This window comes from Streptomyces sp. NPDC043878 (assembly GCF_056435735.1).
On the sequence record NZ_JBWKDW010000029.1, the window covers coordinates 7,539 to 29,798 of the forward strand.

General features: G+C 72.9%; 25 protein-coding genes, 1 tRNA gene and 1 pseudogene. 13 read left to right on the forward strand and 14 right to left on the reverse strand.

Features of this window, described 5'->3' with window-relative positions; all coding sequences use genetic code 11:
• Window positions 1-138: 138 nt before the first annotated feature.
• The 4 genes from AC07AZ_RS31620 to AC07AZ_RS31635 form a co-directional block, all read right to left on the reverse strand.
• The gene (locus AC07AZ_RS31620) at window positions 139-1,380 is read right to left on the reverse strand and encodes a serine hydrolase domain-containing protein (RefSeq protein WP_478853820.1); all 1,242 of its coding nucleotides are present in this window, start codon (window positions 1,378-1,380) and stop codon (window positions 139-141) included.
• A gap of 342 nt (window positions 1,381-1,722) precedes the next feature.
• Complete coding sequence (locus AC07AZ_RS31625; RefSeq protein WP_478853822.1) at window positions 1,723-2,658, reverse strand: ATP-binding cassette domain-containing protein; 936 nt, start codon at window positions 2,656-2,658, stop codon at window positions 1,723-1,725.
• Window positions 2,659-2,667: 9 nt separating this feature from the next.
• Window positions 2,668-3,738, reverse strand: coding sequence for an ABC transporter permease (locus AC07AZ_RS31630; protein ID WP_478853824.1), 1,071 nt, complete (start codon window positions 3,736-3,738; stop codon window positions 2,668-2,670).
• Between the two features lie 5 nt (window positions 3,739-3,743).
• Complete coding sequence (locus tag AC07AZ_RS31635; protein WP_478853826.1) at window positions 3,744-4,763, reverse strand: sugar ABC transporter substrate-binding protein; 1,020 nt, start codon at window positions 4,761-4,763, stop codon at window positions 3,744-3,746.
• Between the two features lie 288 nt (window positions 4,764-5,051).
• Here AC07AZ_RS31635 and AC07AZ_RS31640 point away from each other — a divergent pair, with 288 nt between their 5' ends.
• From AC07AZ_RS31640 to AC07AZ_RS31650, 3 genes are read left to right on the forward strand one after another with little or no spacing between them, the layout of a single operon-like run.
• Window positions 5,052-5,807 carry a PfkB family carbohydrate kinase gene (locus AC07AZ_RS31640; protein WP_478853828.1) on the forward strand — a complete coding sequence of 252 codons (756 nt, stop codon included), beginning with the start codon at window positions 5,052-5,054 and terminating at the stop codon, window positions 5,805-5,807.
• A 49-nt stretch (window positions 5,808-5,856) separates the two neighbouring features.
• Window positions 5,857-7,734 (forward strand): 3D-(3,5/4)-trihydroxycyclohexane-1,2-dione acylhydrolase (decyclizing), encoded by a 1,878-nt coding sequence (iolD, locus tag AC07AZ_RS31645; protein WP_478853830.1) that lies wholly within the window; start codon window positions 5,857-5,859, stop codon window positions 7,732-7,734.
• A 44-nt stretch (window positions 7,735-7,778) separates the two neighbouring features.
• Complete coding sequence (locus AC07AZ_RS31650; RefSeq protein WP_478853832.1) at window positions 7,779-8,564, forward strand: GntR family transcriptional regulator; 786 nt, start codon at window positions 7,779-7,781, stop codon at window positions 8,562-8,564.
• Here the strand turns inward: AC07AZ_RS31650 and AC07AZ_RS31655 are convergent.
• The 3 genes from AC07AZ_RS31655 to AC07AZ_RS31665 form a co-directional block, all read right to left on the reverse strand.
• Window positions 8,554-9,240 carry an NUDIX domain-containing protein gene (locus AC07AZ_RS31655; RefSeq protein WP_478853834.1) on the reverse strand — a complete coding sequence of 229 codons (687 nt, stop codon included), beginning with the start codon at window positions 9,238-9,240 and terminating at the stop codon, window positions 8,554-8,556. The two genes, AC07AZ_RS31650 and AC07AZ_RS31655, sit on opposite strands and share 11 nt — an antisense overlap.
• A 136-nt stretch (window positions 9,241-9,376) precedes the next feature.
• A complete protein-coding gene (locus tag AC07AZ_RS31660; protein ID WP_478854040.1) occupies window positions 9,377-9,532 on the reverse strand; it encodes a hypothetical protein in 156 nt (51 codons plus the stop codon).
• Window positions 9,533-9,715: 183 nt separating this feature from the next.
• Window positions 9,716-9,789: transfer RNA gene (locus AC07AZ_RS31665), tRNA-Pro, on the reverse strand.
• A 99-nt stretch (window positions 9,790-9,888) separates the two neighbouring features.
• Here AC07AZ_RS31665 and AC07AZ_RS31670 point away from each other — a divergent pair.
• From AC07AZ_RS31670 to AC07AZ_RS31680, 3 genes and pseudogenes are all read left to right on the forward strand, one after another.
• Complete coding sequence (locus AC07AZ_RS31670) at window positions 9,889-10,416, forward strand: DUF309 domain-containing protein (RefSeq protein WP_478853836.1); 528 nt, start codon at window positions 9,889-9,891, stop codon at window positions 10,414-10,416.
• Window positions 10,417-10,534: 118 nt separating this feature from the next.
• A complete protein-coding gene (gene cobF, locus AC07AZ_RS31675) occupies window positions 10,535-11,305 on the forward strand; it encodes a precorrin-6A synthase (deacetylating) (RefSeq protein ID WP_478853838.1) in 771 nt (256 codons plus the stop codon).
• Between the two features lie 100 nt (window positions 11,306-11,405).
• A pseudogene (locus tag AC07AZ_RS31680) lies at window positions 11,406-11,889 on the forward strand (hypothetical protein).
• On the opposite strand, the gene AC07AZ_RS31685 reads toward AC07AZ_RS31680, so the two are convergent.
• The 3 genes from AC07AZ_RS31685 to AC07AZ_RS31695 form a co-directional block, all read right to left on the reverse strand.
• Window positions 11,876-12,658 carry a cobalt-precorrin-6A reductase gene (locus AC07AZ_RS31685; RefSeq protein ID WP_478853840.1) on the reverse strand — a complete coding sequence of 261 codons (783 nt, stop codon included), beginning with the start codon at window positions 12,656-12,658 and terminating at the stop codon, window positions 11,876-11,878. The pseudogene AC07AZ_RS31680 and the gene AC07AZ_RS31685 sit on opposite strands and share 14 nt — an antisense overlap.
• A gap of 44 nt (window positions 12,659-12,702) precedes the next feature.
• Window positions 12,703-13,476 carry a sulfite exporter TauE/SafE family protein gene (locus tag AC07AZ_RS31690; RefSeq protein WP_478853842.1) on the reverse strand — a complete coding sequence of 258 codons (774 nt, stop codon included), beginning with the start codon at window positions 13,474-13,476 and terminating at the stop codon, window positions 12,703-12,705.
• An 89-nt stretch (window positions 13,477-13,565) separates the two neighbouring features.
• Window positions 13,566-14,753, reverse strand: a complete 1,188-nt coding sequence (locus tag AC07AZ_RS31695) for a thiolase family protein (RefSeq protein ID WP_478853844.1) — start codon at window positions 14,751-14,753, stop codon at window positions 13,566-13,568.
• Window positions 14,754-14,944: 191 nt separating this feature from the next.
• Here AC07AZ_RS31695 and AC07AZ_RS31700 point away from each other — a divergent pair, with 191 nt between their 5' ends.
• From AC07AZ_RS31700 to AC07AZ_RS31710, 3 genes are read left to right on the forward strand one after another with little or no spacing between them, the layout of a single operon-like run.
• Window positions 14,945-15,202 (forward strand): WhiB family transcriptional regulator, encoded by a 258-nt coding sequence (locus AC07AZ_RS31700; protein WP_478853846.1) that lies wholly within the window; start codon window positions 14,945-14,947, stop codon window positions 15,200-15,202.
• Window positions 15,199-15,678 carry a Dps family protein gene (locus AC07AZ_RS31705; RefSeq protein ID WP_478853848.1) on the forward strand — a complete coding sequence of 160 codons (480 nt, stop codon included), beginning with the start codon at window positions 15,199-15,201 and terminating at the stop codon, window positions 15,676-15,678. Before AC07AZ_RS31700 ends, AC07AZ_RS31705 begins: the two co-directional genes overlap by 4 nt.
• Window positions 15,679-15,736: 58 nt before the next feature.
• Window positions 15,737-16,069, forward strand: coding sequence for a DUF3140 domain-containing protein (locus AC07AZ_RS31710; RefSeq protein WP_478853850.1), 333 nt, complete (start codon window positions 15,737-15,739; stop codon window positions 16,067-16,069).
• A 138-nt stretch (window positions 16,070-16,207) separates the two neighbouring features.
• Here AC07AZ_RS31710 and AC07AZ_RS31715 read toward each other — a convergent pair whose 3' ends face one another.
• Window positions 16,208-16,672, reverse strand: coding sequence for a potassium channel family protein (locus tag AC07AZ_RS31715; protein ID WP_478853852.1), 465 nt, complete (start codon window positions 16,670-16,672; stop codon window positions 16,208-16,210).
• A gap of 194 nt (window positions 16,673-16,866) precedes the next feature.
• Here AC07AZ_RS31715 and AC07AZ_RS31720 point away from each other — a divergent pair, with 194 nt between their 5' ends.
• The 4 genes from AC07AZ_RS31720 to AC07AZ_RS31735 all read left to right on the forward strand — a co-directional run bounded on the left by AC07AZ_RS31720 (window position 16,867) and on the right by AC07AZ_RS31735 (window position 19,591).
• A complete protein-coding gene (locus AC07AZ_RS31720; RefSeq protein ID WP_478853854.1) occupies window positions 16,867-17,106 on the forward strand; it encodes a hypothetical protein in 240 nt (79 codons plus the stop codon).
• A gap of 95 nt (window positions 17,107-17,201) precedes the next feature.
• Complete coding sequence (locus tag AC07AZ_RS31725) at window positions 17,202-18,005, forward strand: hypothetical protein (protein ID WP_478853856.1); 804 nt, start codon at window positions 17,202-17,204, stop codon at window positions 18,003-18,005.
• 113 nt (window positions 18,006-18,118) lie between these two features.
• Window positions 18,119-18,931 carry an SAM-dependent methyltransferase gene (locus tag AC07AZ_RS31730; RefSeq protein ID WP_478853858.1) on the forward strand — a complete coding sequence of 271 codons (813 nt, stop codon included), beginning with the start codon at window positions 18,119-18,121 and terminating at the stop codon, window positions 18,929-18,931.
• Window positions 18,932-19,063: 132 nt separating this feature from the next.
• Entirely contained in the window at window positions 19,064-19,591 is a 528-nt protein-coding gene (locus AC07AZ_RS31735; protein WP_478854034.1) for an NUDIX hydrolase family protein, read from the forward strand.
• Between the two features lie 13 nt (window positions 19,592-19,604).
• Here AC07AZ_RS31735 and AC07AZ_RS31740 read toward each other — a convergent pair whose 3' ends face one another.
• The 3 genes from AC07AZ_RS31740 to AC07AZ_RS31750 form a co-directional block, all read right to left on the reverse strand.
• On the reverse strand, window positions 19,605-20,432 hold the full coding sequence (locus AC07AZ_RS31740) for a DUF427 domain-containing protein (RefSeq protein ID WP_478853860.1): 828 nt from the start codon (window positions 20,430-20,432) through the stop codon (window positions 19,605-19,607).
• A gap of 188 nt (window positions 20,433-20,620) precedes the next feature.
• Window positions 20,621-21,550 carry a carbohydrate kinase family protein gene (locus tag AC07AZ_RS31745; RefSeq protein ID WP_478853862.1) on the reverse strand — a complete coding sequence of 310 codons (930 nt, stop codon included), beginning with the start codon at window positions 21,548-21,550 and terminating at the stop codon, window positions 20,621-20,623.
• Window positions 21,547-22,233, reverse strand: coding sequence for a class II aldolase/adducin family protein (locus tag AC07AZ_RS31750; RefSeq protein WP_478853864.1), 687 nt, complete (start codon window positions 22,231-22,233; stop codon window positions 21,547-21,549). Before AC07AZ_RS31750 ends, AC07AZ_RS31745 begins: the two co-directional genes overlap by 4 nt.
• Between the last annotated feature and the right edge of the window lie 27 nt (window positions 22,234-22,260).

A 22,260-nucleotide genomic window follows, 5' to 3' on the forward strand; every position in this document is an offset into this window, starting at 1 on the left:
GAACGTCCCTCGAAAGAACGCTCCGGTCACCCCACCCCTCCTCGGGGCACCCAGAAGCTGGCACAACCCCCCCCCCCCCCCCACCCCCCCCCCCCCCCCCCCCCCCCCCCCCCCCCCCCCGTGCCCGTACGAGTACCGTCACTTGGCGGCCGGTTGGGCCGGCAGGTTGAACACGTGGTCCGGAGAGATGATCTTCGTGATCGCGTCGCCGAAGAGCGTGCTGGGCTCGCTGTTCCTGTAGTTGATGTCGGTGTTCAGCATCACGACCAGGGTCGTCCGCGCCGACGGCAGATAGATGGTGAGCGACTCGTAGCCGGGCAGGGAGCCGTTGTGGCCGATCCAGCCCTGCACGTCGAAGATGCCGAGGCCGTACCCGGCGCCCGGGATCGGGGTCGGCGGTGTGGTGAGCCGTTGCTTCTGCGTGGTGGCGCTGATCAGCCGGTCCCCGTCGGGCAGTTGGCCGGTGGCGACCGTGCGCGCCCAGACCCGGAGGTCCTGGAGCTGCGAGATCATGGCGCCGGCCGCCCAGGCCCAGGACGGGTTCCAGCCGACGGTGTTCTCGACCTTTCCGGACGCCGTCTGGTCGGTGTAGCCCTGCGCGTGCGGGTCGGGGAACCCGGCGCCGGGCGGGAAGAGCGTGTGGTCCAGCCCGGCCGGCTCCAGGATCGTGTCGTGGATGTACTCGGCGAGCGGCTGCCCGGACATCTTCTCCACGACCAGCCCGAGCAGGATCAGGTTGGTGTTGCAGTAGAAGAACTCCTTGCCCGGCGGGAACAGCACGGGGTGCTTGAAGGAGTAGTCGAGCAGTTCCTGCGGGGTGAACTGCCGCTGCGGGTCGGAGGTCAGCGCCTTGAAGAAACCCTCGTCCTGCGAGTAGTTGAACAGGCCGCTGCGCATGCCGGCCAGCTGACGCAGGGTGATCCGGTCACCGTTGGGGACGCCGTCGACGTACTTGCCGATGGTGTCGTCCAGGCCGATCTTGCCCTGGTCGACGAGTTCCAGCAGCGCCGTGACGGTGAACGTCTTGGTCTCGCTGCCGATCCGCAGGTACAGGCCGGACGACATCGGCTCGCCGGTGCTCTTGTCGGCGACGCCGAAGGACTTCACGTACTCGCCCTTGTCGGGCGTCCAGATGCCCACGTTCACGCCGGGCACGTTCGCCTGGTCCATGACCCGTCGTACGGCGTCGTCGACCTGCCGTCGTACGTCGGGGGTGAGGGCGCGGACGTCGTCCCCGGACGGGGACGGTGAGGGTTGTCCGGCGGTGACGGCGGAGGTCGGCAGCGCCACGGCGGCCCCGCTCGCGGCCGGCACCACCAGCGTCGCCACCGCGGCGGCGACGACAACTCCTCTGCGCAGTCGGATGCACGGGTGTGTCATGGGTACTCCCCACGCGGAGACATGCGCCGCGGACCACAGCCGTCATGAGGCGAAGGCCGGGAGCGGCCGTATCCCCACCAGCATAAAAGCGGCCACGCGCCACCGCCTCCCGGCGCCGGACCACCGGACTCCGTGAGCACCACCCACGGGCCCCGGCGCCCGCGACCCGGCCTCGCACGGACACCTGCACGAACACCCGCACCCGCACGACAGCGACCGACCCGGCTCCGCCACCGTCACAACGACCGCCACCACGACCACGACCACCGCGACGACCGCGCCGGGTCACTCAGCCGCTCGCTACCCCTCCTGCCCCAACACCCCTCCCCCGCATGCCGGTTGTCACGGCGTCTTCTTCCCGGGTGTCTTCTTCCCGGGTGTCGGCGCCACGGCTGCGGTGAGGTCCCCCTCCTCCGGGAGCTCCTCCACGTCGACCCCCCGCACCTGCGACAACTCGTGCTTGAGCGCGGCGAGTTCGGTGCCGCCGGCCATGTGGTTGGTGAGTTCCTCGAGGCTGACGCTGCTGCGGTCGGCGCTGAGTTCCATCGTGCCCAGGCGCAGCACGCTGAAGTGGTCGCCGACCATGTAGGCGTGGTGCGGGTTGTGGGTGATGAAGATGACCCCGAGGCCGCGGTCACGGGCGGCGGCGATGTACTTCAGCACGACCCCGGACTGCTTGACGCCGAGCGCGGCGGTGGGCTCGTCCAGGATGAGGACGCGGGCGCCGAAGTAGACGGCGCGGGCGATCGCCACGCACTGGCGCTGGCCGCCGGAGAGGGTGCCGATGGGCTGTTCCAGGTCGTCCAGGACGATGCCCATGTTGCGGAGTTCCTCGTCCGCGGTCTGCTTCATCCTGTCGATGTCGAGGCGGCGCACGGGCCAGGGGCCCTTGGTCATCTCGGAGCCGAGGAAGAAGTTGCGCCACACCGGCATCAGCGGGACGGTCGCCAGGTCCTGGTAGACGGTGGCGATGCCCCGGTCGAGGGCCTCACGCGGGGTGGAGAAGCGCACCGGGGCGCCGTCCACCAGGAAGTCGCCCTCGGTGTGCTGGTGCAGCCCCGAGATGATCTTGATGAGGGTGGACTTGCCCGCGCCGTTGTCGCCCAGCACGCAGGTGACGCGGCCGGGGTGGACGGTCAGGTCGACGCCGTGCAGGGCGCGGATGTTGCCGTAGGACTTGCCCGCGTTGCGCAGTTCGACGAGAGCGCCGTCGGCCGCCGCCGGGTCGGTGTCCTCGATGATGGCCCCGTGCGTGCCGGTTCCGTTGGTGGTTGTCATGGGGTCACGTCACCTCCGGGTCGCCGTGCGCTGGACCCACAGATTGATGAGGACGGCGCCGAGGAGCATGGCACCGAGGAAGGCCTTGAACCAGTCGGGGTTCCAGCCGGCGTAGACGATGCCCTGCTGCACCATGCCGAACATGAAGGCGCCGAAGACCGGGCCGATCGCCGAGCCGTAGCCGCCGGTGAGCAGACAGCCGCCGATGACGGCCGCGGAGATGTAGATCAGCTCCTGGCCGACGCCCTCACCGGACTGGACGGTGTTGAAGGTGAACAGCTGGTGCATGCCGACGAACCAGGCGCCGAAGCCGACCAGCATGAACAGCGAGATCTTGGTGAAGGTGACCGGGACGCCGACCGCGCGGGCCGACTCCTTGTTGCCGCCGACCGCGAAGATCCAGTTGCCGTACCTGGTGCGCAGCAGGATCCAGGTGGCGACGGCCGCGAAGACCAGCCAGTAGACGATGGTGATCTTCACCTGGACGCCGCCGACGTCGAAGGAGGAGGCGAACACCTTTTTCGCCTGGTCGAAGCCGTCCATCGTACTGATGTCGTCGGTGGCCACGTTGGTGGTGACCAGCTTCGTCACCGCGAGGTTGACGCCCTGCAGGATCAGGAACGTGCCCAGGGTGATCAGGAAGCTGGGCAGCCCGGTCCTGACCACCATCCAGCCGTTCAGGAAGCCGATCCCGAGGGACACGACCAGCGCGACGACCACACCGACCCACACGTTCATGGTCAGCTGGTAGCTGAGCATGCTCGCGGTGAGCGCCGAGGTGATGACGGCGACACCGGCCGACAGGTCGAACTCGCCGCCGATCATCAGGAGCGCGACCGGCAGGGCCATGATCCCGATGGTCGACGACTGGTACAGGATGTTGGCCATGGAGCTGCCGTCGCGCACCGGGGGTGCCGCGACGAGGAAGAACACGTACACGGCGACCGCGCCGAGGAACACCCCGACCTCGGGTCGCGCGAGCAGCCGGAACACCAGGGGGCGCCGCGCGGTGCGCCCGTCGGTCTTCCTGGGGCCGGGGGCCGGCGGTGTGGTCACCGCCGGCTCAGCCTGCTGGGTCATTCAGATCACCGGGTGCCCTTCGCGGCGAACTGCGCGACCTTGTCGACGTTGGTCTTGTCGACGAAGGCGGGCCCGGTCAGCACCGGCTGCTCGCCACCGCCCATGTAGTTGCCGTTGTTCTTGTAGAGCCACAGGGAGTCGATGGCCAGGTAGCCCTGGAGGTAGGGCTGCTGGTCGACCGCGAACTGGATGGTGCCCTTGCTGATGGCGCCGGTCAGCTCCTTGTTCAGGTCGAAGGTGGCGATCTTGGCCTTGCTGCCGGCGTCGCTCACCGACTGCACCGCGGTCAGCGCGAACGGGGCGCCGAGCGCGACGACGTAGTCGATGGCGCTGTCCTGCTTGAGCTTGGCGGTGATCGTCGACTTCACGGACGGCATGTCGGTGCCGTTGACGTACAGCGTCTGGGTGGAGCCCGTGAACGTCTTCTTCACGCCGTCGCAGCGCTGGGTGAGGCCGATGTTGCCCTGCTCCTGGACGACACAGACGACCTTCTTCGCGCCGGCCCCGTTGAGCCGCTTGCCGAGCGCCTCGCCGGCCACGGTCTCGTCCTGGCCGAAGAACGACATGAGGCCGAGCTTCTGCCACTCGCTCACACCGGAGTTGAGGCCGACGACGGGGATGTTCGCGGCCTTCGCCTTGCCGACGACGTCCTTCATGGCGTCCGGCTTGGCGAGGGTGATGGCGATGCCGTCGACCTTCTGGTCGATCGCGTTCTGCACCAGGGTGGCCTGGGCGCCCGCGTTGGGGTCGGCGGAGTAGACGAGCTTGACGTTGTCCTTCGCCGCGGCCGCCTCCGCGCCCTTGCGGACGATGTCCCAGAAGGTGTCGCCGGGTGACTGGTGGGTGACCAGGGCGACCGTCATCTGCGGAGTGTCGGCCTTTCCGGCCGAGGCACCGGCCGCGCTTTCCTCGGCCTTCTTGCCTCCGGAGCTGCTGGAGCAGCCCGCGAGGGTCAGCGCCGCCGCCGCGGCCACGGCCACGACGGGGGCGAATCTGCGGGAGCGGGAGTGCGAAGAGCGGTCCATCTTTCCTGCACCTCACTGTGCTACGGGGGAAAGGCGAAGCGGATCACGAGGATCCGAGGCCTGGATAAGCGAGAAGTCCGGGTCGTACGGCGCAAAAGCGGCTGCTGTGCTGGGACGGGATTCCACCCCTTGACGCGCCCGCTGTCAATGCTTTGTTAAGACATCATTTCACGATCAGGTCCGAATGTAAGTACAAAGTATTGACAGCGTCGCCCTCCCGGACCTACACCTGGGGGCGGCAGGCCCCTTGGGACCCGCAGCCCCGGCAGAGTTCGAGGAGCGTCGCACATGGCCGAGTCAGCCCAGTCCTTCGATCTGATCACGATCGACCGTATCGGAGTCGATCTCTACCCCCTGCGGTGGGGCATACCCCTGGCCCGGACGGCGGCCTTCCGGGAATCCTCCGGCCGTTCCGCCGCACGGGTGGCCGTGGCCGCAGCCCGCCTCGGCCGCACCAGTGTCGTGGTGCACGCCGACGCCCCCGACTACTTCGCCATCCGCGCGGCCCGGATCCTCTGGATCACCGGTACGGGCCTCAGCGAGGAGCCGAGCCGCTCCGCCACCCTCGCCGCCCTCAAGGCGCGCGGCCGGGCGGGCATGACCGTCTTCGACCTCGACTGGCGGCCCGCCCAGTGGCCCAACTCGGCCTGGAAGGACCCGGAGGAGGCCCGCCCCTGCTACGCCGAGGTGCTGCGCCACGCCACCGTCGCGGTCGGCGACCTCGACGCCTGCGAGATGGCCACCGGCTCGCGCGAACCGCGCGCCTGCGCCGAGGCGCTGCTGGCGGCCGGCGTGGAGCTGGCGCTGGTCCGCCAGGGCTCCCGGGGCGTACTCGCGGTGCACCGCGACGGCACCACCGCCGAGGTCCCGCCGGGACCCGCAGGAACGGCCGGCGGCCCCGACGCGGAGGCGGACACGGACACGGACGACGCGTTCGGCGGCTCGCTGTGCCACGGGCTGCTGTCCGGCTGGGAGCTGGACCGGACCCTGCGCCACGCCACCGCGGCCGGCCGGCCCCCCGCCGCCGGGGAAGGCCCCCGCTGATCCCCACCCGCCCCGCCCTGTTCCCCGTCCCTTCTCCGTGAGGTCCCCGATGAGCGAGTCCACGACCCGGCGCCTGACCGTCGCCCAGGCGCTGGTGCGTTTCCTGTCCGTCCAGTACACGGAACGCGACGGGGTGCGCCGCCGGCTGATCGCCGGCACCTGGGGCATCTTCGGCCACGGCAACGTGGCGGGGATCGGGCAGGCGCTCCTGGAGGCGGGCGAGGAGGCGATGCCGTACCACCAGGGCCGCAACGAGCAGGCCATGGTGCACGCGGCCGTCGGGTACGCGCGTCAGCTCGACCGCCTGTCCGCGCAGGCCGTGACGACGTCCATCGGGCCGGGCGCCACGAACCTGGTGACCGGCGCGGCCCTCGCGACGATCAACCGCCTGCCGGTCCTCCTGCTGCCCGGCGACTACTTCGCCACCCGCCCCGCCGACCCGCTGCTCCAGCAGCTGGAGCACCCCGTCGAGGCCGACGTGTCCGTCAACGACACCCTGCGCCCGGTGTCGCGGTACTTCGACCGGGTGACCCGCCCCGAGGCGCTGATCCCCGCCGCGCTGAACGCGATGCGGGTGCTCGCCGACCCGGCGGAGACCGGCGCGGTCACCCTCGCGCTGCCGCAGGACGTGCAGGCGCAGGCGTACGACTGGCCGGAGGGTTTCTTCGCCGACCGCGTATGGCGGGTACGGCGTCCCGTGCCCGACCCCGCCGAGCTGGCCGAGGCCGTCCGCGCGATCCGGTCCGCCGCCCGCCCCCTGATCGTCGCGGGCGGCGGGGTGCACCACAGCGAGGCCGAGGAGGCGCTCAGGGCGCTGGCGGACGCCACCGGCATCCCGGTCGCCTCGACCCAGGCCGGCAAGGGGTCCCTGCGCCACGACCACCCGGCCGACCTCGGCGGCATCGGCCACACCGGCACGGCGGTCTGCGACGGCATCGCCCGCACCGCGGACCTGGTGATCGGCGTCGGCACCCGCTACAGCGACTTCACGACCGCGTCCGGCACGCTCTTCCAGCACCCGGACGTCCGGTTCGTCAACCTCAACATCACCGCGTTCGACTCCCACAAGCTGGCGGCCCGTACGGTCGTCGGGGACGCCAGGGCGGCTCTGGAGGCCCTCGCCGCGGCCCTGGACGGGCACCGGGTGGACGGCGCGTACGAGGCCGAGTACCGGGCCGGGAAAGAGGCGTGGGAACGGGTCGTCGACTCGGCCTACCGCGCCGGCGACGACAGCGCCGTACCCACCCAGACACAGCTGCTCGGCGCGCTGGACGCCGTCGTCGGCGACGAGGACGTGGTGATCAACGCGGCCGGCTCGCTCCCCGGCGACCTGCACAAGCTGTGGCGGACGCGGAGCCGGCGCCAGTACCACCTGGAGTACGGCTACTCGTGCATGGGCTACGAGATCCCGGCCGCGGTCGGCGTCCAGCAGGCCGCGCCGGGCGTCCCGGTGTGGGCCCTGGTCGGTGACGGCACGTACCTGATGATGCCCACCGAGATCGTCACCGCCGTCCAGGAGGGGCTGCCCGTCAACCTGGTCCTGGTCCAGAACCACGGGTACGCCTCCATCGGCGGTCTGTCGGAGTCGGTGGGCGGCGAGCGCTTCGGCACCGCCTACCGCTACCGGGCCGCCGACGGCACCTTCGGCGGGGCCCCGCTACCGGTCGACCTCGCCGCCAACGCGGCCAGCCTCGGCATGGACGTGCTGCGCGCCAAGACCGTCCGCGAGCTGCGCGAGGCACTGGCCACGGCCCGCGCCTGCGACCGGCCGACCTGCGTGTACGTCGAGACCGACCCGGCGGCCACCGCTCCCGGGGCCGAGGCGTGGTGGGACGTGCCCGTGGCCGAGGTGTCCACACGCGAGGCCGCGACGGACGCCCGCGAGCGGTACGAGCGGGACGCCGCCGCCCGCCGGCGCCACCTGTGACCCCCGTGCCGGCCCCTTCCGACTCCTCCCAGGGAGGTACGTCCATGGTCAGGACCCACGGCCACCCGCGTGCCGTGACCGCCTCCGCACTCGACTCCGTGGACTTCGCCCTGGACCGGGGCAGTCCGGTGCCGCTGTACTACCAGCTCGCGCGGCAGCTGGAGGCGGCGATCGAACACGGTGCCCTCGCCCCGGGGAACCTCCTGGGCAACGAGATCGACCTGTCCGTACGCCTCGGCCTGTCCCGGCCCACGGTCCGCCAGGCCATCCAGACCCTCGTGGAGAAGGGACTGCTGGTGCGCCGCCGCGGGGTCGGCACGCAGGTCGTGCACAGCCAGGTGAGACGCCCGCTCGAACTCAGCAGCCTGTACGACGACCTGGAGGCCGCCGGGCAGGGGCCGACCACGCAGGTCGTCCGCAACGAGAGCGTGCCCGCCTCCGCCGACGTGGCGGCCGCCCTCGGCGTCGCGGAGGGCACCGAGGTGACGCTCCTGGAACGGCTGCGCCGCACGCACGGCCAGCCCGTGGCCCTCCTGTGCAACCACCTGCCCACGGCCCTGGTCGAACTCGACACCGCCCGGCTGGAGTCGACCGGTCTCTACCGCGTGCTGCGCGCCGCCGGCATCACCCTGCACAGCGCCCGCCAGACCATCGGCGCCCGCTGCGCCACCGCGCGGGAGGCGGCGCGCCTGGACGAGCGGGAGGGGGCCGCGCTGCTGACCATGCAGCGCACGGCGTACGACGACACCGGGCGGCCCGTCGAGTACGGCACGCACGTCTACCGCGCGTCCCGGTACACGTTCGACTTCCAACTGCTCGTCAGACCCTGACGGCACCGTCGGAGGGGCCGGCGAACGGCCCCTCCAGCGCCGCCCACTGGAGCAGCATGATGGTCTTCGCGTCGGCGATCTCCCCGGTGCGGATCATCTCCAGCGCCCGGTGGAAGGGCAGTTCGAGGATCTCGATGTCCTCGCCCTCCTCGTCCAGGCCGCCCCCCTCGTGGGTGCGGGTCGCGGAGCCGTACGCGGCGGCGTAGAAGCTGACGCGCTCGGTGACCGAGCCCGGGCTCATGTAGACGTCGAAGACGTGCCGGACCTCGCCGATGGTGTGCCCGGTCTCCTCGACCACCTCACGCCGTACGGCGACCTCCGGGTGCTCGTCCTCGTCGTCGAGGAGTCCGCCCGGCGTCTCGATCAGCATGCCGTCGGGATGTCCGTTGACGTACACCGGGAACCGGAACTGGCGGGTGAGCAGCACGGTCCGGCGTTCCGCGTCGTACAGCAGCATGGTGGCGCCGTTGCCGCGGTCGTGCGTCTCGCGCTCCTGGGTGCTCCAGGTGCCGTCGGCGTTCCGGACGTCGAACGTCGTGGTGCGCTCGACGTACCAGTGGCTGGACAGGAGGGTCACGTCCCGGACCCTGACGCGCGGGTTGCCGGTCAGGTCCCGGCCGGTCCGGTCGAGCCCGGTGCGGCCCCGGCGGTCGGGGGTGTCGACGCCGGCGGTCATCGGTCACCGGCGGTGCGGGAGAGGCAGATCGAGGTGGTCATGCTCGCTTCTACCATCCGCACGGCAGCGCGGTCGCGCGGATTCCCCCTCCGCGCCGGTCCGGCGGGACGCCGGACGGCACCCCGCCGGACCGGGTTCAGCGCAGGCCGGCGCGGGCGACGGGGCTGTCGTCGAGGCATCCGCCCGACTGGTGCCGCCACAGCTTCGCGTAGGCGCCGTCCGCGGCGAGCAGTTCCTGGTGGGTGCCCTGCTCGACGATCCGGCCGCGGTCCAGGACCACGAGCCGGTCCATGCCGGCGACCGGGGCCGGAGACCGCGGTGTCCCGCGACGGCGTTCGCACGGATTCAGCGTTCTTCCCGGCCACCGGCCGGTCGCGGACCCCGCGATGCCCGCGGGCGGGGTGCCGGGCGGGCAGACAGTGGAGGCCGCTTCCTCGACCACGAGGAAACGGCCTCTCATCTGCGACTTCACACGTCGGGACGACAGGATTTGAACCTGCGACCCCTTGACCCCCAGTCAAGTGCGCTACCAAGCTGCGCCACGTCCCGGTGCGCTGCCCGCGGCTGAACCGCGTGCACGCGCGGACAGTACTTTACCCCACACGGGGGCCCCTCCGGAGCGGACCGGGGCGGGGGGACAATCGGCGTATGGGCAGCACATCGTCAGGACGGCCGGTGGACGCGCGGGACCGGGACAGCGAGGGGCGGGCACGCAACGCCCGGCCGCGGGACGGACTCGGGCGGCCCCTGCCCTACGGCGCGGCGGGGGTGGCCCGGCAGCCCGAGGGCGTGGTCCGGGCACCGGAGGCGAGCGTCGCCGAGGCGCAGGAACTGCTGGACGCAGGCCGGCCCTTCCACGCGCACGAGGTGTTCGAGGACGCCTGGAAGTCGGGGCCGCCGGAGGAACGCGAGCTGTGGCGCGGGCTCGCCCAGCTCGCCGTCGGCCTCACGCACTCCGCGCGGGGCAACGACACGGGCGGCGCCCGGCTGCTGCGGCGCGGGGCCGCAGCGGTGGAGGGCTGGGCGTCGGCCACCGGACGCGGGCGGCCGTACGGCATGGACCTGACCGGCCTGGCCGGCTGGGCGCGCGAGCTGGCACAGACCGTGGAACGGGGCGACGGCCCGGTGGACGCGCGGGAGCGGGCACCGCGACTGCGGGGGGCCGGGACGCCGTAGCGGCCGCACCGCGCCGCCCCTCACCGCACCGCCAGTGACCCCCGCCGCTCACCGCAGTACCGCTCACCGGCAGTCATGCGGTGTGTCCGCTGTCAGTGGCGTGCGGCAGACTCGGGGCGTGCGAAAGATTCATGTCATCGGTATCGGCGCGGGCGACCCCGACCAGCTGACCCTCCAGGCAGTGCGGGCGCTGCGCGGCACGGACGTGTTCTTCCTCCTCGACAAGGGCGAGGTGAAGAACGACCTCGTGCGGCTCCGCCGCGACCTGCTGGACACGCATGTGCCGGAGGGGACGTACCGCGTGGTCGAGGCCCGGGACCCGGACCGGGACCGGTCCGCGGGCGGCGCCGCCTACTCCCCCGCCGTCGGGGACTGGCGCAGCGCCCGCGCCGACATCTACGAGCGGCTGATCACCGAGGAGCTGGGCGAGTCCGAGACCGGCGCGTTCCTGGTGTGGGGCGACCCCGCGCTGTACGACAGCACGCTGGGCATCCTCGACGAGATCCGCGAGCGCGGCGCGGTCGACTTCACTCATGACGTCGTGCCGGGCGTCAGCAGCGTCTCCGCGCTCGTGGCCCGGCACCGGACCGGCCTGAACCGGGTCGCGCGGCCCGTGCAGATCACCACCGGGCGCCGGCTGGCCGAGGGCTTCCCGGACGGCGTGGACGACGTGGTCGTGATGCTGGACGCCCACCAGACCTTCCGTCAGTACGCCGACCAGGACATCGACATCTACTGGGGCGCCTACATAGGCACCCCGGACGAGATCCTCGCCTCCGGCCCGATCGCCGAGGCCGCGCCACGCATCGAACGGCTGCGCGCAGAGGCCCGCGAACGCAAGGGCTGGATCATGGACACGTACCTGCTGCGCCGGCATCCGCGGGAGTGAGACCCGGAAGGCGCGGGGCACACGCTCGCCCGGCACCGTCTTTCCGCGCCCCGTCGAAAAGGGCGCGCCGGGCGGGGGCTGCCGACGCCATATTCACGGCATGTTCCCCGCGCCCGCCCGCTTCCACGATCCCGGTGCCCTGGCGCCCGCCTTCGCCGACTTTGGCGCTGGTGCGCTGCCCGGGCTGCGCGCGGATCGCGCACAGCACCCGCCGCCCGCCGGTGACCGCCGCCGACGGGTCGCGCGCCCGGCGGCGGCTGGTCTGCCGGTCCTGCGGGCTGTGCCGTACGGACCCGACCGTGTGCGGGGGCGCGGCGCACACGCCGGGCCGGCGTACCGCGCCGGTGCTGTGGCTGCGGGCCCGGACCCGGCACGGCGAGCTCTGGGCGTACGACCTCGAACACCTGGACCTGCTGCGGCGGTTGGTGGCCGCGTCGCTGCGGGAGCGGGACCCCCGGTACGCGCACGGGCGGAAGTTGACCTGCGTCGACCGCCTGCCCGCGTGGATCAAGAACGCGAGGAACCGCCGGGAGGTGCTGCGGGTGATCGACCGGATGCGGGTCTCGGTGATCACTCCGGACTGAGGTCCCCCGCCGCCCGGGGGAAGGGGGCGGAGCCGGCGCCCAGCCGGTCGAGGACGCCCGCCACGTCGGGGACCGCCACCACGCCCTCCGGCAGCGGCGGCCGCCGTACCACCACGACGGGCAGGGCGAGTTCGCGCGCGGCCGTCAGCTTGGCCGCCGTCGCCGCTCCCCCGCTGTCCTTCGTCACCAGGACGTCCACGCGGTGTTCGCGCAGCAGCGCCGACTCGCCGGCCACGGTGAACGGACCGCGGGCGAGCAACACCCGGGTGTGCGGGGGCAGAGGCGGCTCGGGCGCCTCCACCGACCGTACGACGAAGTGAAGGTCCGTCAGCCCGGCGAAGGCCGCCAGGCCCAGGCGTCCCGTGGTGAGGAACACCCGGCTGCCGAGCCGTGGCAGCAGGTCAGCCGCCGCGGGCAGGGACGTGACCGGGTGCCAGCGGTCCTCGGGGCCGGGCCGCCAGCCCGGTCGGCGCAGCACCAGGGCCGTGACCCCGGTCGCCGCCGCGGCCCGCGCCGCGTTCGCCGTGATCGTCTCCGCGAAGGGGTGGGTGGCGTCGACGAGCGCGTCCACCCGGTGCTCGCGCAGCCAGTGCGCGAGGCCGTCCGGACCGCCGAACCCGCCGACACGGACCTCGCCGGCGAGCGCTCCCGGCCGTGCCACGCGACCCGCGAGGGAGGTGGTGACACGGGTGCCGGGGCGGGCGGCGAGTGCGGCGGCCAGCTCGCGGGCCTCGGTCGTGCCGCCGAGGACCAGGACGTGGGGGGACATGCGGACGAGCCTACGAGGGGCCTGCCCCGGGTGTGCGGGGCGGGTCAGCGCAGGAGGAGTTGCAGGCCGCCCACGACCGTCGCCGCGATCACCAGTCGCTCGAACAGCCGCTGGTTGATCCGGGGCACCGCCCACTTCCCGAGGAACGCTCCGGGCACCACGAACACGACGAGCGCCGCGTCCAGCAGCAGCGAGCGGCCGTCGATCAGGCCGAGGCCGATGCTGAAGGGCACCTTGGAGACGTTGACGATCAGGAAGAAGAAGGCGGAGGTCCCGAGGAAGCCGAGCTTCCGGAAGCCGGCGGACAGGAGGTACATCGACATCACCGGCCCGCCCGCGTTGGCGACCATCGTGGTGAAGCCGCCGAGGACGCCGTAGGAGCCCGCCCGGGCGCGGCCGGCGCGGGTGGTGACCGACTCCGGGTCCGGCGGCGCGTCGGCGGTGCGGCGGCGCCACACCGTGACCGCCGCCATCAACAGCAGGATCGCGCCGATCGAGGTCCGTACGACCGCGTCGTCCGCCCACACCAGGAACAGCGTGCCCGCGACCACGCCCGCCGCGACCGCGGGGAACAGCCGCCACAGCGTCGGCCAGTGCGCGTGCCGCCGGTAGGTGAGGACGGCCAGCACGTCCCCGGCGATCAGGATCGGCAGCAGCACGCCCGTGGAGGCCCGGGCCGGCAGCACGGCCGCGAAGACCGCGAGACTGACCGTGTTGGCCCCGCTCACGGCGGTCTTGGAGAAGCCGACCAGCAGGGCCGCGGCGGCGAGGGCGGCGAACCCCCAGCCGGTGATGTGCCAGAGCGTCATGGTGTTCATGGGGACGCCGATGTTATGCGCACGCATCGACCCGGCGTAAGGAGCGTCTCGACAGGTGGCCGGTGTCAGGGGCAGCGGCGAGGGACGTGTCAGTGGCGCTCGACCAGGACCGCGCTTCCCTGGCCGACACCCACACACATCGTCGCCAGGCCCCGGGCCGCCCCCGTGCGCCGCATGCGGTGCAGGAGGGTCGTCAGGATGCGGGCGCCCGAGCAGCCCAGCGGATGGCCCAGGGCGATCGCCCCGCCGCTCGGGTTGACCAGGTCCTCGTCGATGCCGAGCTGGTCCACGCAGGCCAGGGCCTGGGCGGCGAACGCCTCGTTGAACTCGGCCTCCTGGAGGTCGCCGATCTCCCAGCCGGCGCGGGCCAGGGCCTTGCGGGTGGCGGGGACCGGCCCGATGCCCATGACGTCGGGGTGGACCCCGGCCGAGGCGCCGGCGACATAGCGGCCCAGGGATTCGAGACCCAGCTCGCCGAGGGCCTCCTCGCTGACCAGGAGCAGGCCGGCCGCGCCGTCGTTCATCGGTGAGGCGTTGCCCGCCGTGACCGTGCCCCCGGCGCGGAAGACCGGCTTCAGGCGGCCCAGCTTCTCCAGGGAGGTGTCCTCGCGGACGCACTCGTCGCGGTCGACGACCACGCCGTCGGGGCGCCGGACCGGCAGGAGTTCGTCGTCGAAGTGGCCGTCCTCGCGGGCCAGGGCGGCCAGCCGGTGGCTGCGCAGGGCGAACTCGTCCTGCCGTCCGCGCGGGACGCCGTAGCGCTCGGCGACCTCCTCGGCCGTCTCCCCCATGGACAGCAGTCCGTGCAGGTCGCCCATCGCCGGGTTCACCAGGCGCCAGCCGAGGCGGGTGTCGACGGTCTCGATGCGGTGCGGCAGGGCCTCGTCGGGGCGGGGCAGCACGAACGGGGCGCGGCTCATCGACTCGGAGCCGCCGGCGAGGACGACGTCGGCCTCGCCGGCGGCGATCGTACGGGCGGCGAGGGTGACCGCCTCCAGTCCGGAGGCGCACAGCCGGTTGACGGTGGCGCCCGGCACGGTCTCGGGCAGACCGGCCAGCAGCGCGGCCATCCGGGCGACGTTGCGGTTGTCCTCGCCGGCCTGGTTGGCGGCGCCCCAGTAGACGTCGTCGACGCGGGCCGGGTCGAGCGTGGGCACGTCGGCGACCAGGCCGCGGATCACGGTCGCGGCGAGGTCGTCGGGCCGGATGCCGCTGAGGGCCCCGCGCAGTTTGCCGAGGGGGGTGCGGCGGGCGGCGGCGAAGTGGACGGGACGCACGGCGGACTCCTGACAGTCGTCGCCCGAAGGCCGGGCGGAACACGGCCCACCCTTAGTTAGCACTGCTAGTTTTACGACTATAGCCCGCCTGCCGGCCGCTGGGAAGCGTCGCTCCCGCCTGCGCGGACGCGGGCCTCCCGGCCGGGAACGCGCCGCGTTTGCCGGAATTCGCTCGGGGCACCCGCGTTCGCATGGAGTGGTTGCGGCAGGCGGCCTGCGTGGGGGAGGACCCCGACTTGTTCTTTCCCTCTGGCAACCGAGGGCCCGCCCTGCGGGACGTCTCTTCGGCGAAGCGCGTCTGCGCCCGCTGCCCGGTGCGTACCCGGTGTCTCGACTTCGCGCTGAGCGCCGGACGGACCGCGGGCGTGTGGGGCGGCACCTGCGAAGAGGAACGCGACGCACTGCTCCGGATCACCATGGACGACACACGAAGGAGAAACGCGCCATGACGGTCGTGAAGAGCACGCTGCCGGACGACGCCCGCCGGGTCGCCGGCGCCGCGCTCCAGGACACTCTCGTCGATCTGCTCGGCCTGTCCCTGACGGGGAAGCAGGCGCACTGGAACGTGGTGGGGCCGCGGTTCCGCTCCGTCCACCTCCAGCTGGACGAGGTGGTCACGGCCGCACGTGATTTCGCGGACACGGTGGCGGAGCGAGCGGCCGCCCTCGGCGTGTCTCCGGACGGCCGCCCGGAGACCGTGGCCGCCGCCTTCCGCCTGCCGGGCCCCAAGGAGGGCTGGCTGCGTGACACGGAGGTCGTGCAGCTGATGGCCGACACCCTGGAGGCGGCGATCGGCCGGCTGCGCGAGCGCATCGCGACGACCGAGGAGGCGGACCCGGTGACGCAGGACCTGCTGATCGGCATCACCGCGGAGCTGGAGAAGCAGCGGTGGATGTTCGAGGCGGAGAACTTCCCGCGCGACTGACCGGTGCCGGACACGGACGGCGACACCGACACCGACACCGACGAACGAGGGGACCCCGATGACCGACGCCCTCGAACTCGACGCCCTGTGGGCGGACTTCCACCGCGTGGTGAACATGACCTCCGTGGAGCTGGCCGCCTGGCTGCGGGTCCGGGACGCCGACGAGGACGCGGAGCCGCCGCCGGAGACCGCGGGTTCCCCGACCGGGCAGCACGTCCTGGCCATCCTGCAGAAGCGGCGCACCGACCTCACGGAGGACGACGTGCGGGTGATGTACGAGGTCGTGGACACCGTCGACGCGCAGACGGACACCGGGAACGAGCCCGAGGCCGCGCGGACGCGCCGTCGGCACCGGCTGATGACACTGGGCCACGACCCGCAGAGACCGTAGGGCGCCCGCGGCGCGCGTCGCGGGGAGACCCTCGCCGCCCGTCGCGGGCAGACCCCCGCCGCACACGGCCGGACGTGCGCCGAACAGGCGGGCGTCCGGCCGTCGCGTGCCCGGCGGGCGCCGCGGCCGTCCGCGCGGTCAGCCGCCGTCGCGCTCGGCCAGCAGCCGTTCCAGCCGGTCGAAGCGTTCGTGCAGGGCGTGCGCGGCCTCCTCGCCCATCTCCTGCGCGTCGTGGGCCAGGCGGTGCCGGCGCCCCCGTTCCCGCCCGACGAACCAGGTGGCCAGGGCCGCGGTGACCATGCCGTACGTCGTGATGCCGACGATCATCACCACCGCGCCGACGGTCCGGCCCCACCAGGTCACCGGGTAGAAGTCGCCGTACCCGACGGTCGTCGCGGTCTCCACCGACCACCAGACGGCCTTCGGGTACGAGGTCAGGTTGGCGTTCGGCGCGCCCTGCTCGGCGGCGACCGCGGCCCACGAGCCGGTGAGCATCACCACCAGCAGGACGAGGGTGGCGGCGCCCGCCGCCCTCACGTGCAGCGAGCGGCCCTCGCGGGCGAGCAGCGACCGGACCGCCCTGGCGAGGAACGCGGGCAGCATGGCCGCTCCTTCGGGTCGGTGGGCCGCCGGCGGGACCGGGCCCCGGCGTGCGGCCAGTGTCCTCGCGCGGACGCGGGCGGGCATGCCGGGCGGGGCGTTCGAGTTGCCGTACGGCGTGCGGTGTAGTGCGCTGGGGATCAGGGGCGCCGCCCGGGCGCCCGCCCGCACGAACGAGCCGACGAAGGACCGCGCCCATGCCGGCGGAGCCCCGATCCGTGCCGGAGACCTTCGCGTTCGCCTGCGCGACCTGCGGCAACACCTGGCGGACCGCCTTCCGGGTCATGTTCTTCACCGATCCCCTCGACGTCTGCGGCCTCACCACGCAGGAGTACGTCGACGAGGCGGGCCGGGCGGTCAGGTCACCGCTGTCCGAGGCGGTGTGCCCCCGCTGCGGAGGTCGCCGGGTGCGGGTCCACGACGGCGACGCGCGGTGACGCGCCGCTCACCCGGACAGTCCCCCGCGCTGGTGGGCGGGCGGCGCCGGTGGTGCGCTGGAGGGCACGTACCGCGTCCCTCGGAGGCAGCCGCGATGACCCCTCGTCCGTCCCGTCCCGTCCGGCTCCTCGCCTCGGCCCTGGCGGCGGGCGCGCTGCTGATCACCACGGCCTGCTCGGACGACGGCGGCAGCGGCTCGGGCTCCGCCGAGGTGACCGGCTCCCCCACCGCCGACGAGTCCCGCGCCACCGCCCTCACCGCGGCCGGCGCGCAGGCCGCCCTGGTCACCCCGGGCGATCTCGAGGACCAGTGGTCCGAGGTCCACGACGCCGCCGGCTGGCGCGACAGCATGCTCGTCGGCACGGTCGACGTCGCCGGCTTCCTCACCGCGAAGGCGGACGCCGCCGACTGCCAGAAGCTGCTCGGCTCCCTCTACGGCGACGACCTGCTGGGCAAGCCGTCGGGGGCGTCCGCGCTCACCGGCTTCGAGCAGGGCGACTCCCGGCTGCTGTACCAGGTCGCCGCCTATGACCTGGCCGCGCTGGACACGTCCTTCAGCTGGCTGAAGTCCCTCCCCACCGAGTGCGACGGCTTCACCGTGACCGACGGCAAGGACAAGCGGACGGTGCAGGTGATCGAGACCTCGCTGCCCGCGGAGGGCGACGCCCGGCAGGGCCTGCGCGTGACCGTGCAGGGCACCACCGGCGGCGCGCCCGCCACCCTCACCCTGGACGTCGCCGCCGTGCGCGTCGGCACCGACGCACTCACCGTCACCGGCGGCGGCCTCGACGGGGACCAGGCCGCCTCAGTCCAGAACGCGGTCCGGCAGGGCACCCAGCGCCTCAAGGACGTGCAGGCCGGCAGAACACCCGCCGCCGAGCCGGGCGAACAGGACTGACTCCCGCGCCGCGCCCTCGCCGTGGCACGGCCGCTCGACGCGTTCACCGGACAGCGTGATCACCGGACGGCACAATGGCGGTGAGGGCGACAGACGTGCGAAGGAGCTGAGACGTGAGCGAGAGCCACACCCCGGCAGGCGGGTCGGCGAGGCTGAACACCGGTGTGGCGCACAACGCCCGCGTGTGGAACTACTGGATCGGCGGCAAGGACAACTACGAGGTCGACCAGCGGGTCGGCGAGCACGTGGCGACCATGTTCCCGCTGATCAGGGACATCGCCCGCGCGGACCGCGAGTTTCTCGGCCGTGCGGTGCGGTTCCTGGCCGAGGAGCGCGGGGTGCGGCAGTTCCTCGACATCGGCACCGGACTGCCGACGGCCGACAACACGCACGAGATAGCCCAGCGCGTCTCTCCCGACGCGCGGATCGTGTACGTCGACAACGACCCGATCGTGCTGATCCACGCCCGCACCCTGCTGACCGGCAGCCAGGACGGCGTCACCGACTACATCGACGCGGACGTGCACGACCCCCGCGCCATCCTCGAACGGGCCGCCCGCACCCTCGACTTCACGCGGCCGGTCGCCGTCATGATGCTGGGCATCCTCAACTTCGTGCTGGACACCGAGAAGGCGCGGGACATCGTGCGCGGGATCATGACGGCGGTGCCCTCGGGCAGCTTCCTGGTCCTGACGCACCCCACGTTCGAGGCGGACCTCGGCGGCGAGGGACAGATCCCGGCGATGGAGTTCTGGAACGAGAACGCCACCCCGCCGATCACCGCCCGCAGCCGTGCGGACATCGCGGCGTTCTTCGATGGACTGGAACTGCTGGAACCGGGGCTGGTGTCGTGCGCGCAGTGGCGTGCGGAGCCCGGCTCCCCCACCCCGGTACCGCAGTTCGGCGCGGTGGCTGTGAAACCCTGACACACGGCGGCCGCCGGTCCGACGCGGCGTCGGCACTCCCCGCGGGTGCCCGGCGCCCCCGGGCCGGCGCGCGCTCCCGGACGCCACTGGGCGGCCGCCACGACCGGAAAGTATGATCAAGCAATGTCTGACATGACCGATACCACGCCGGGTTGGCTGACCGACGACGAACTCGGGATGGCCCGCGCCCGCATGCCCATCCTGTACGTCGAGGCCGTGCCCGTGCGGGTGGACGACAGCGGCGAAGTCACCAGCGTCGGCCTGTTGCTGCGCATCGGACCGGACGGAACGGTCAGCCGGACCCTGGTCTCCGGCCGGGTGCTGCATCACGAGCGGGTGCGCGACGCGCTCCTGCGGCACCTGGAGAAGGACCTCGGACCCGTGGCGCTGCCCCGCGTCCCGACCTCCCTGCAGCCCTTCACCGTGGCGGAGTACTTCCCCACGCACGGGGTGACGCCGTACCACGACCCGCGTCAGCACGCCGTCTCGCTCGCCTACGTCGTGCCGGTGACCGGTGACTGCCGGCCCCGTCAGGACGCCCTGGACCTGGTGTGGTTCAGCCCGCGGGAGGCCCTGTCGCCCGCGGTGGAGAGCGAGATGCCCGGTGGTCACGGGGTGCTGCTCAAGCAGGCGCTGGCCCACGTGGGCTGCGTGATCTGAGGTCCGGGAGCGCTCAGACCCCGTCCCGGCCGGCCGTGGCGGCCGCAAGCATCTCGCTGAACGGGGTGACCGGACGGGCCACGCGTTCGCCGTCCACGGTGATGTCGACGGCCTCGTTGAAGAACGCGAGCAGTCCGCGGACGGCCGCCACCTGGGGCAGCGGGTCGGGGTAGCTCCAGACGACGTTCGGCGGGACCCCGGCGGCGCCGCGCCGGGACCAGTAGCGGGCGGTGCCCTTGTACGGGCAGCCGGTGCGGTGCTCGGTGGGCTCGAACAGGTCGAGGCGGACGTCCTCACGCGGGATGTAGTACCGGGTGGGCAGAGCGGTCTCGAAGAGGAGCACCGGGCGCCGGGTGTCGGCGACGGTCGTGCCGTCGATCTCGACGCGGACGTGCCGGCTGCTCGCCAGGGCGTCGACCCGTTTGTGCGGGTCGCGGGGGTGGATGAAGATCTCCTCCTCTTCCTCGTACCAGCGGTCGAGGCCCGTGTCCCGGCGGCGGAACCACTCGAAGGCGATGTAACCGGCCAGGTCGTCGGCGGGGAAGGTCCAGGCCGCGTTCGGTGAGAGCTCGCCGCCGACGTCCAGGTCGTAGAAGATCCGCGAACCGGTGTGGGTGCCGGTCGGCGGGTTCTTCGCCGGGCGGAGCAGGTCCTCGCGGACCTCCTCGCGCGGGAAGGCGTACTGCGGCACGGGCAGGGCCGGCTCCCACACCAGGACGGGACGGCGGCTGTCGACGACGGTGACGCCGTTCTTCGAGCCGCGCACCCAGCGGGTGCTCGGCTCCCACAGGATGCCTTCCGGCGTGCTGCGGATGGACCGTTCGGTGGGCAGGATCGTCATGGCCGCTCTCCTTCGTCCGCTCCTTCCCAGTCAGGCACACCCGGGCGGCGCCCGCCAGAGCGGCGACGGCAATCGGCGGCCCGGGCCGTCGGCTTACGCCGCGCCCGGCGCACGTACGCCGCGCCCGGCGCACGTACGCCGGGCGCGGTGCGCGGAGGCCGGGCGCGGTGCGCGCCGGAGCGGATGGGTCAGGGGCGGGGTTTGTGTGTCGCGGCGAACTCGTCGGCGGCCGCGAGGTCGAAGTCCCCGTGGTCGCTGCCGAGTCCCCGCGCGACCAGCGCGGCCGCGGCGCTGCCGAGCACGGCGGCCTCGCGCGGGGGGCGGCCCAGCCCGATCCCGCGCAGGAAACCGGCGGAGAACGCGTCGCCGCACCCGGTGGTGTCCACCACGTCGACCTCGAAGGCGGGCACGGTCTCAGTGCCGTCGGCGGTGACCAGGACCGCCCCGTCCCCGCCTCGGGTGACCGCGACGGCGCCTGCACCGGCGTCGAGGAACCGGCGCGCGCCCGTCACCAGGTCGCCCTCGCCGCTGAAGCCGAGCACCTGGTCCTCGTTGGGCAGCAGGTGGTCGACGTAGGGCAGGGCCGCCGCGAGCTGGTCGAAGGAGCCGAGCACACCGGGTGCCAGCAGGTCCACGGAGGTGACCACGCCGTGTTCCCTCGCGTACGACAGGATGCGCGCGGCGACGTCGACGCCGATCAGCTCCGGGCCGCCGAGGTGCAGGTGGGTGGCCTCGGCGAGCGCCTCCCAGGGCACGTCGTCGAGGCCGTAGGTGATGTTCGCGCCGAGCAGGTGCAGCGAGGGCCGGTCGCCGTTCGGGCGGATGGGCAGGACACTCGCGGAGGTGGCGGTGTCCGCCCGGCGGACCAGGAACTCGGTGTCGATCCCCGCGCGGCCCAGGAGTTGCACCAGCAGGTCGCCGGTGGGGTCGGTGCCGATCGCGCCCGCGCTGCGGACGGAGGCGCCGAGCTTGGCGAGGGTGAGCGCGGTTCCGCCGGCCGTACCGGCGGCGGTCATTCTGATGTCCTCCACCAGGGTGGCGCCCTGGCCCTCGGGTATGGCCTCCACCGGCCTGACCAGCACGTCCAGGACGTGCACGCCCATCGTGACGACCTTCATCGGTGTCCCTCCTGCACGGGTGGTACGGGGTGGGTGGTGCCGTAGTCGCGGGCGATCGCGGCCTCGATCACCGCGCGTTGCTGCCCCTCGTCGAGGACGCGGGGCGTTCCGAGGGCGGCCGCGCGCTGGTAGACGCCGCAGGCCCATTCGAGCAGCAGCGCGTGCTCCACGGCCTGGCCGAGGGTGGGCGCGTGGGTGAGCGCCCCGTGGTTGGCCATCAGCGCGGCGGCGCGGCCGTCGAGTGCGTCCAGGACCGACGCGGCGAGTTCGGGGGTGCCGAACGTGGCGTACGGCGCGACCCGGACGGAGCCGCCGAGAGTGAGCAACTGATAGTGGACACAAGGCAGTTCGTCGAGCACACAGGACAGCGCGGTCGCCATCGGGGCGTGGGTGTGCACGACGGCTCCGGTGCCGTAGCGGCGGTAGACGCCGAGATGCAGGTCCAGTTCGGAGGTCGGGCGCAGGGTGCCGGCCACGATCCGTCCGTCGAGGTCGACCACCGTCACCTGGTCGGCGGTCAGTTCGGCGAGCACGGCGCCGGTGGCGGTGATCGCGACCCGCTCCCCCACCCGCGCGCTGACGTTGCCGGCCGTGCCGATGAGCAGGCCCGCGGCCGCGAGGCGGCGGCAGGCGTCCGCCACGGCGGCCCGCTCCACGCCCGGTTCGGAACTTGAGTCGGACATGCGCGCGACGGTAACGTAAACCTGAAA

Bases quoted from the DNA above. Each gene is read 5' to 3' on its own strand.
- AC07AZ_RS31620 (WP_478853820.1), bottom strand. From the start codon at position 1,380: ATGACACACCCGTGCATCCGACTGCGCAGAGGAGTTGTCGTCGCCGCC.
- AC07AZ_RS31625 (WP_478853822.1), bottom strand. From the start codon at position 2,658: ATGACAACCACCAACGGAACCGGCACGCACGGGGCCATCATCGAGGAC.
- AC07AZ_RS31630 (WP_478853824.1), bottom strand. From the start codon at position 3,738: ATGACCCAGCAGGCTGAGCCGGCGGTGACCACACCGCCGGCCCCCGGC.
- AC07AZ_RS31635 (WP_478853826.1), bottom strand. From the start codon at position 4,763: ATGGACCGCTCTTCGCACTCCCGCTCCCGCAGATTCGCCCCCGTCGTG.
- AC07AZ_RS31640 (WP_478853828.1), top strand. From the start codon at position 5,052: ATGGCCGAGTCAGCCCAGTCCTTCGATCTGATCACGATCGACCGTATC.
- iolD (WP_478853830.1), top strand. From the start codon at position 5,857: ATGAGCGAGTCCACGACCCGGCGCCTGACCGTCGCCCAGGCGCTGGTG.
- AC07AZ_RS31650 (WP_478853832.1), top strand. From the start codon at position 7,779: ATGGTCAGGACCCACGGCCACCCGCGTGCCGTGACCGCCTCCGCACTC.
- AC07AZ_RS31655 (WP_478853834.1), bottom strand. From the start codon at position 9,240: ATGACCGCCGGCGTCGACACCCCCGACCGCCGGGGCCGCACCGGGCTC.
- AC07AZ_RS31660 (WP_478854040.1), bottom strand. From the start codon at position 9,532: ATGGACCGGCTCGTGGTCCTGGACCGCGGCCGGATCGTCGAGCAGGGC.
- AC07AZ_RS31670 (WP_478853836.1), top strand. From the start codon at position 9,889: ATGGGCAGCACATCGTCAGGACGGCCGGTGGACGCGCGGGACCGGGAC.
- AC07AZ_RS31685 (WP_478853840.1), bottom strand. From the start codon at position 12,658: ATGTCCCCCCACGTCCTGGTCCTCGGCGGCACGACCGAGGCCCGCGAG.
- AC07AZ_RS31690 (WP_478853842.1), bottom strand. From the start codon at position 13,476: ATGAACACCATGACGCTCTGGCACATCACCGGCTGGGGGTTCGCCGCC.
- AC07AZ_RS31700 (WP_478853846.1), top strand. From the start codon at position 14,945: ATGGAGTGGTTGCGGCAGGCGGCCTGCGTGGGGGAGGACCCCGACTTG.
- AC07AZ_RS31705 (WP_478853848.1), top strand. From the start codon at position 15,199: ATGACGGTCGTGAAGAGCACGCTGCCGGACGACGCCCGCCGGGTCGCC.
- AC07AZ_RS31710 (WP_478853850.1), top strand. From the start codon at position 15,737: ATGACCGACGCCCTCGAACTCGACGCCCTGTGGGCGGACTTCCACCGC.
- AC07AZ_RS31715 (WP_478853852.1), bottom strand. From the start codon at position 16,672: ATGCTGCCCGCGTTCCTCGCCAGGGCGGTCCGGTCGCTGCTCGCCCGC.
- AC07AZ_RS31720 (WP_478853854.1), top strand. From the start codon at position 16,867: ATGCCGGCGGAGCCCCGATCCGTGCCGGAGACCTTCGCGTTCGCCTGC.
- AC07AZ_RS31725 (WP_478853856.1), top strand. From the start codon at position 17,202: ATGACCCCTCGTCCGTCCCGTCCCGTCCGGCTCCTCGCCTCGGCCCTG.
- AC07AZ_RS31735 (WP_478854034.1), top strand. From the start codon at position 19,064: ATGACCGATACCACGCCGGGTTGGCTGACCGACGACGAACTCGGGATG.
- AC07AZ_RS31740 (WP_478853860.1), bottom strand. From the start codon at position 20,432: ATGACGATCCTGCCCACCGAACGGTCCATCCGCAGCACGCCGGAAGGC.
- AC07AZ_RS31745 (WP_478853862.1), bottom strand. From the start codon at position 21,550: ATGAAGGTCGTCACGATGGGCGTGCACGTCCTGGACGTGCTGGTCAGG.
- AC07AZ_RS31750 (WP_478853864.1), bottom strand. From the start codon at position 22,233: ATGTCCGACTCAAGTTCCGAACCGGGCGTGGAGCGGGCCGCCGTGGCG.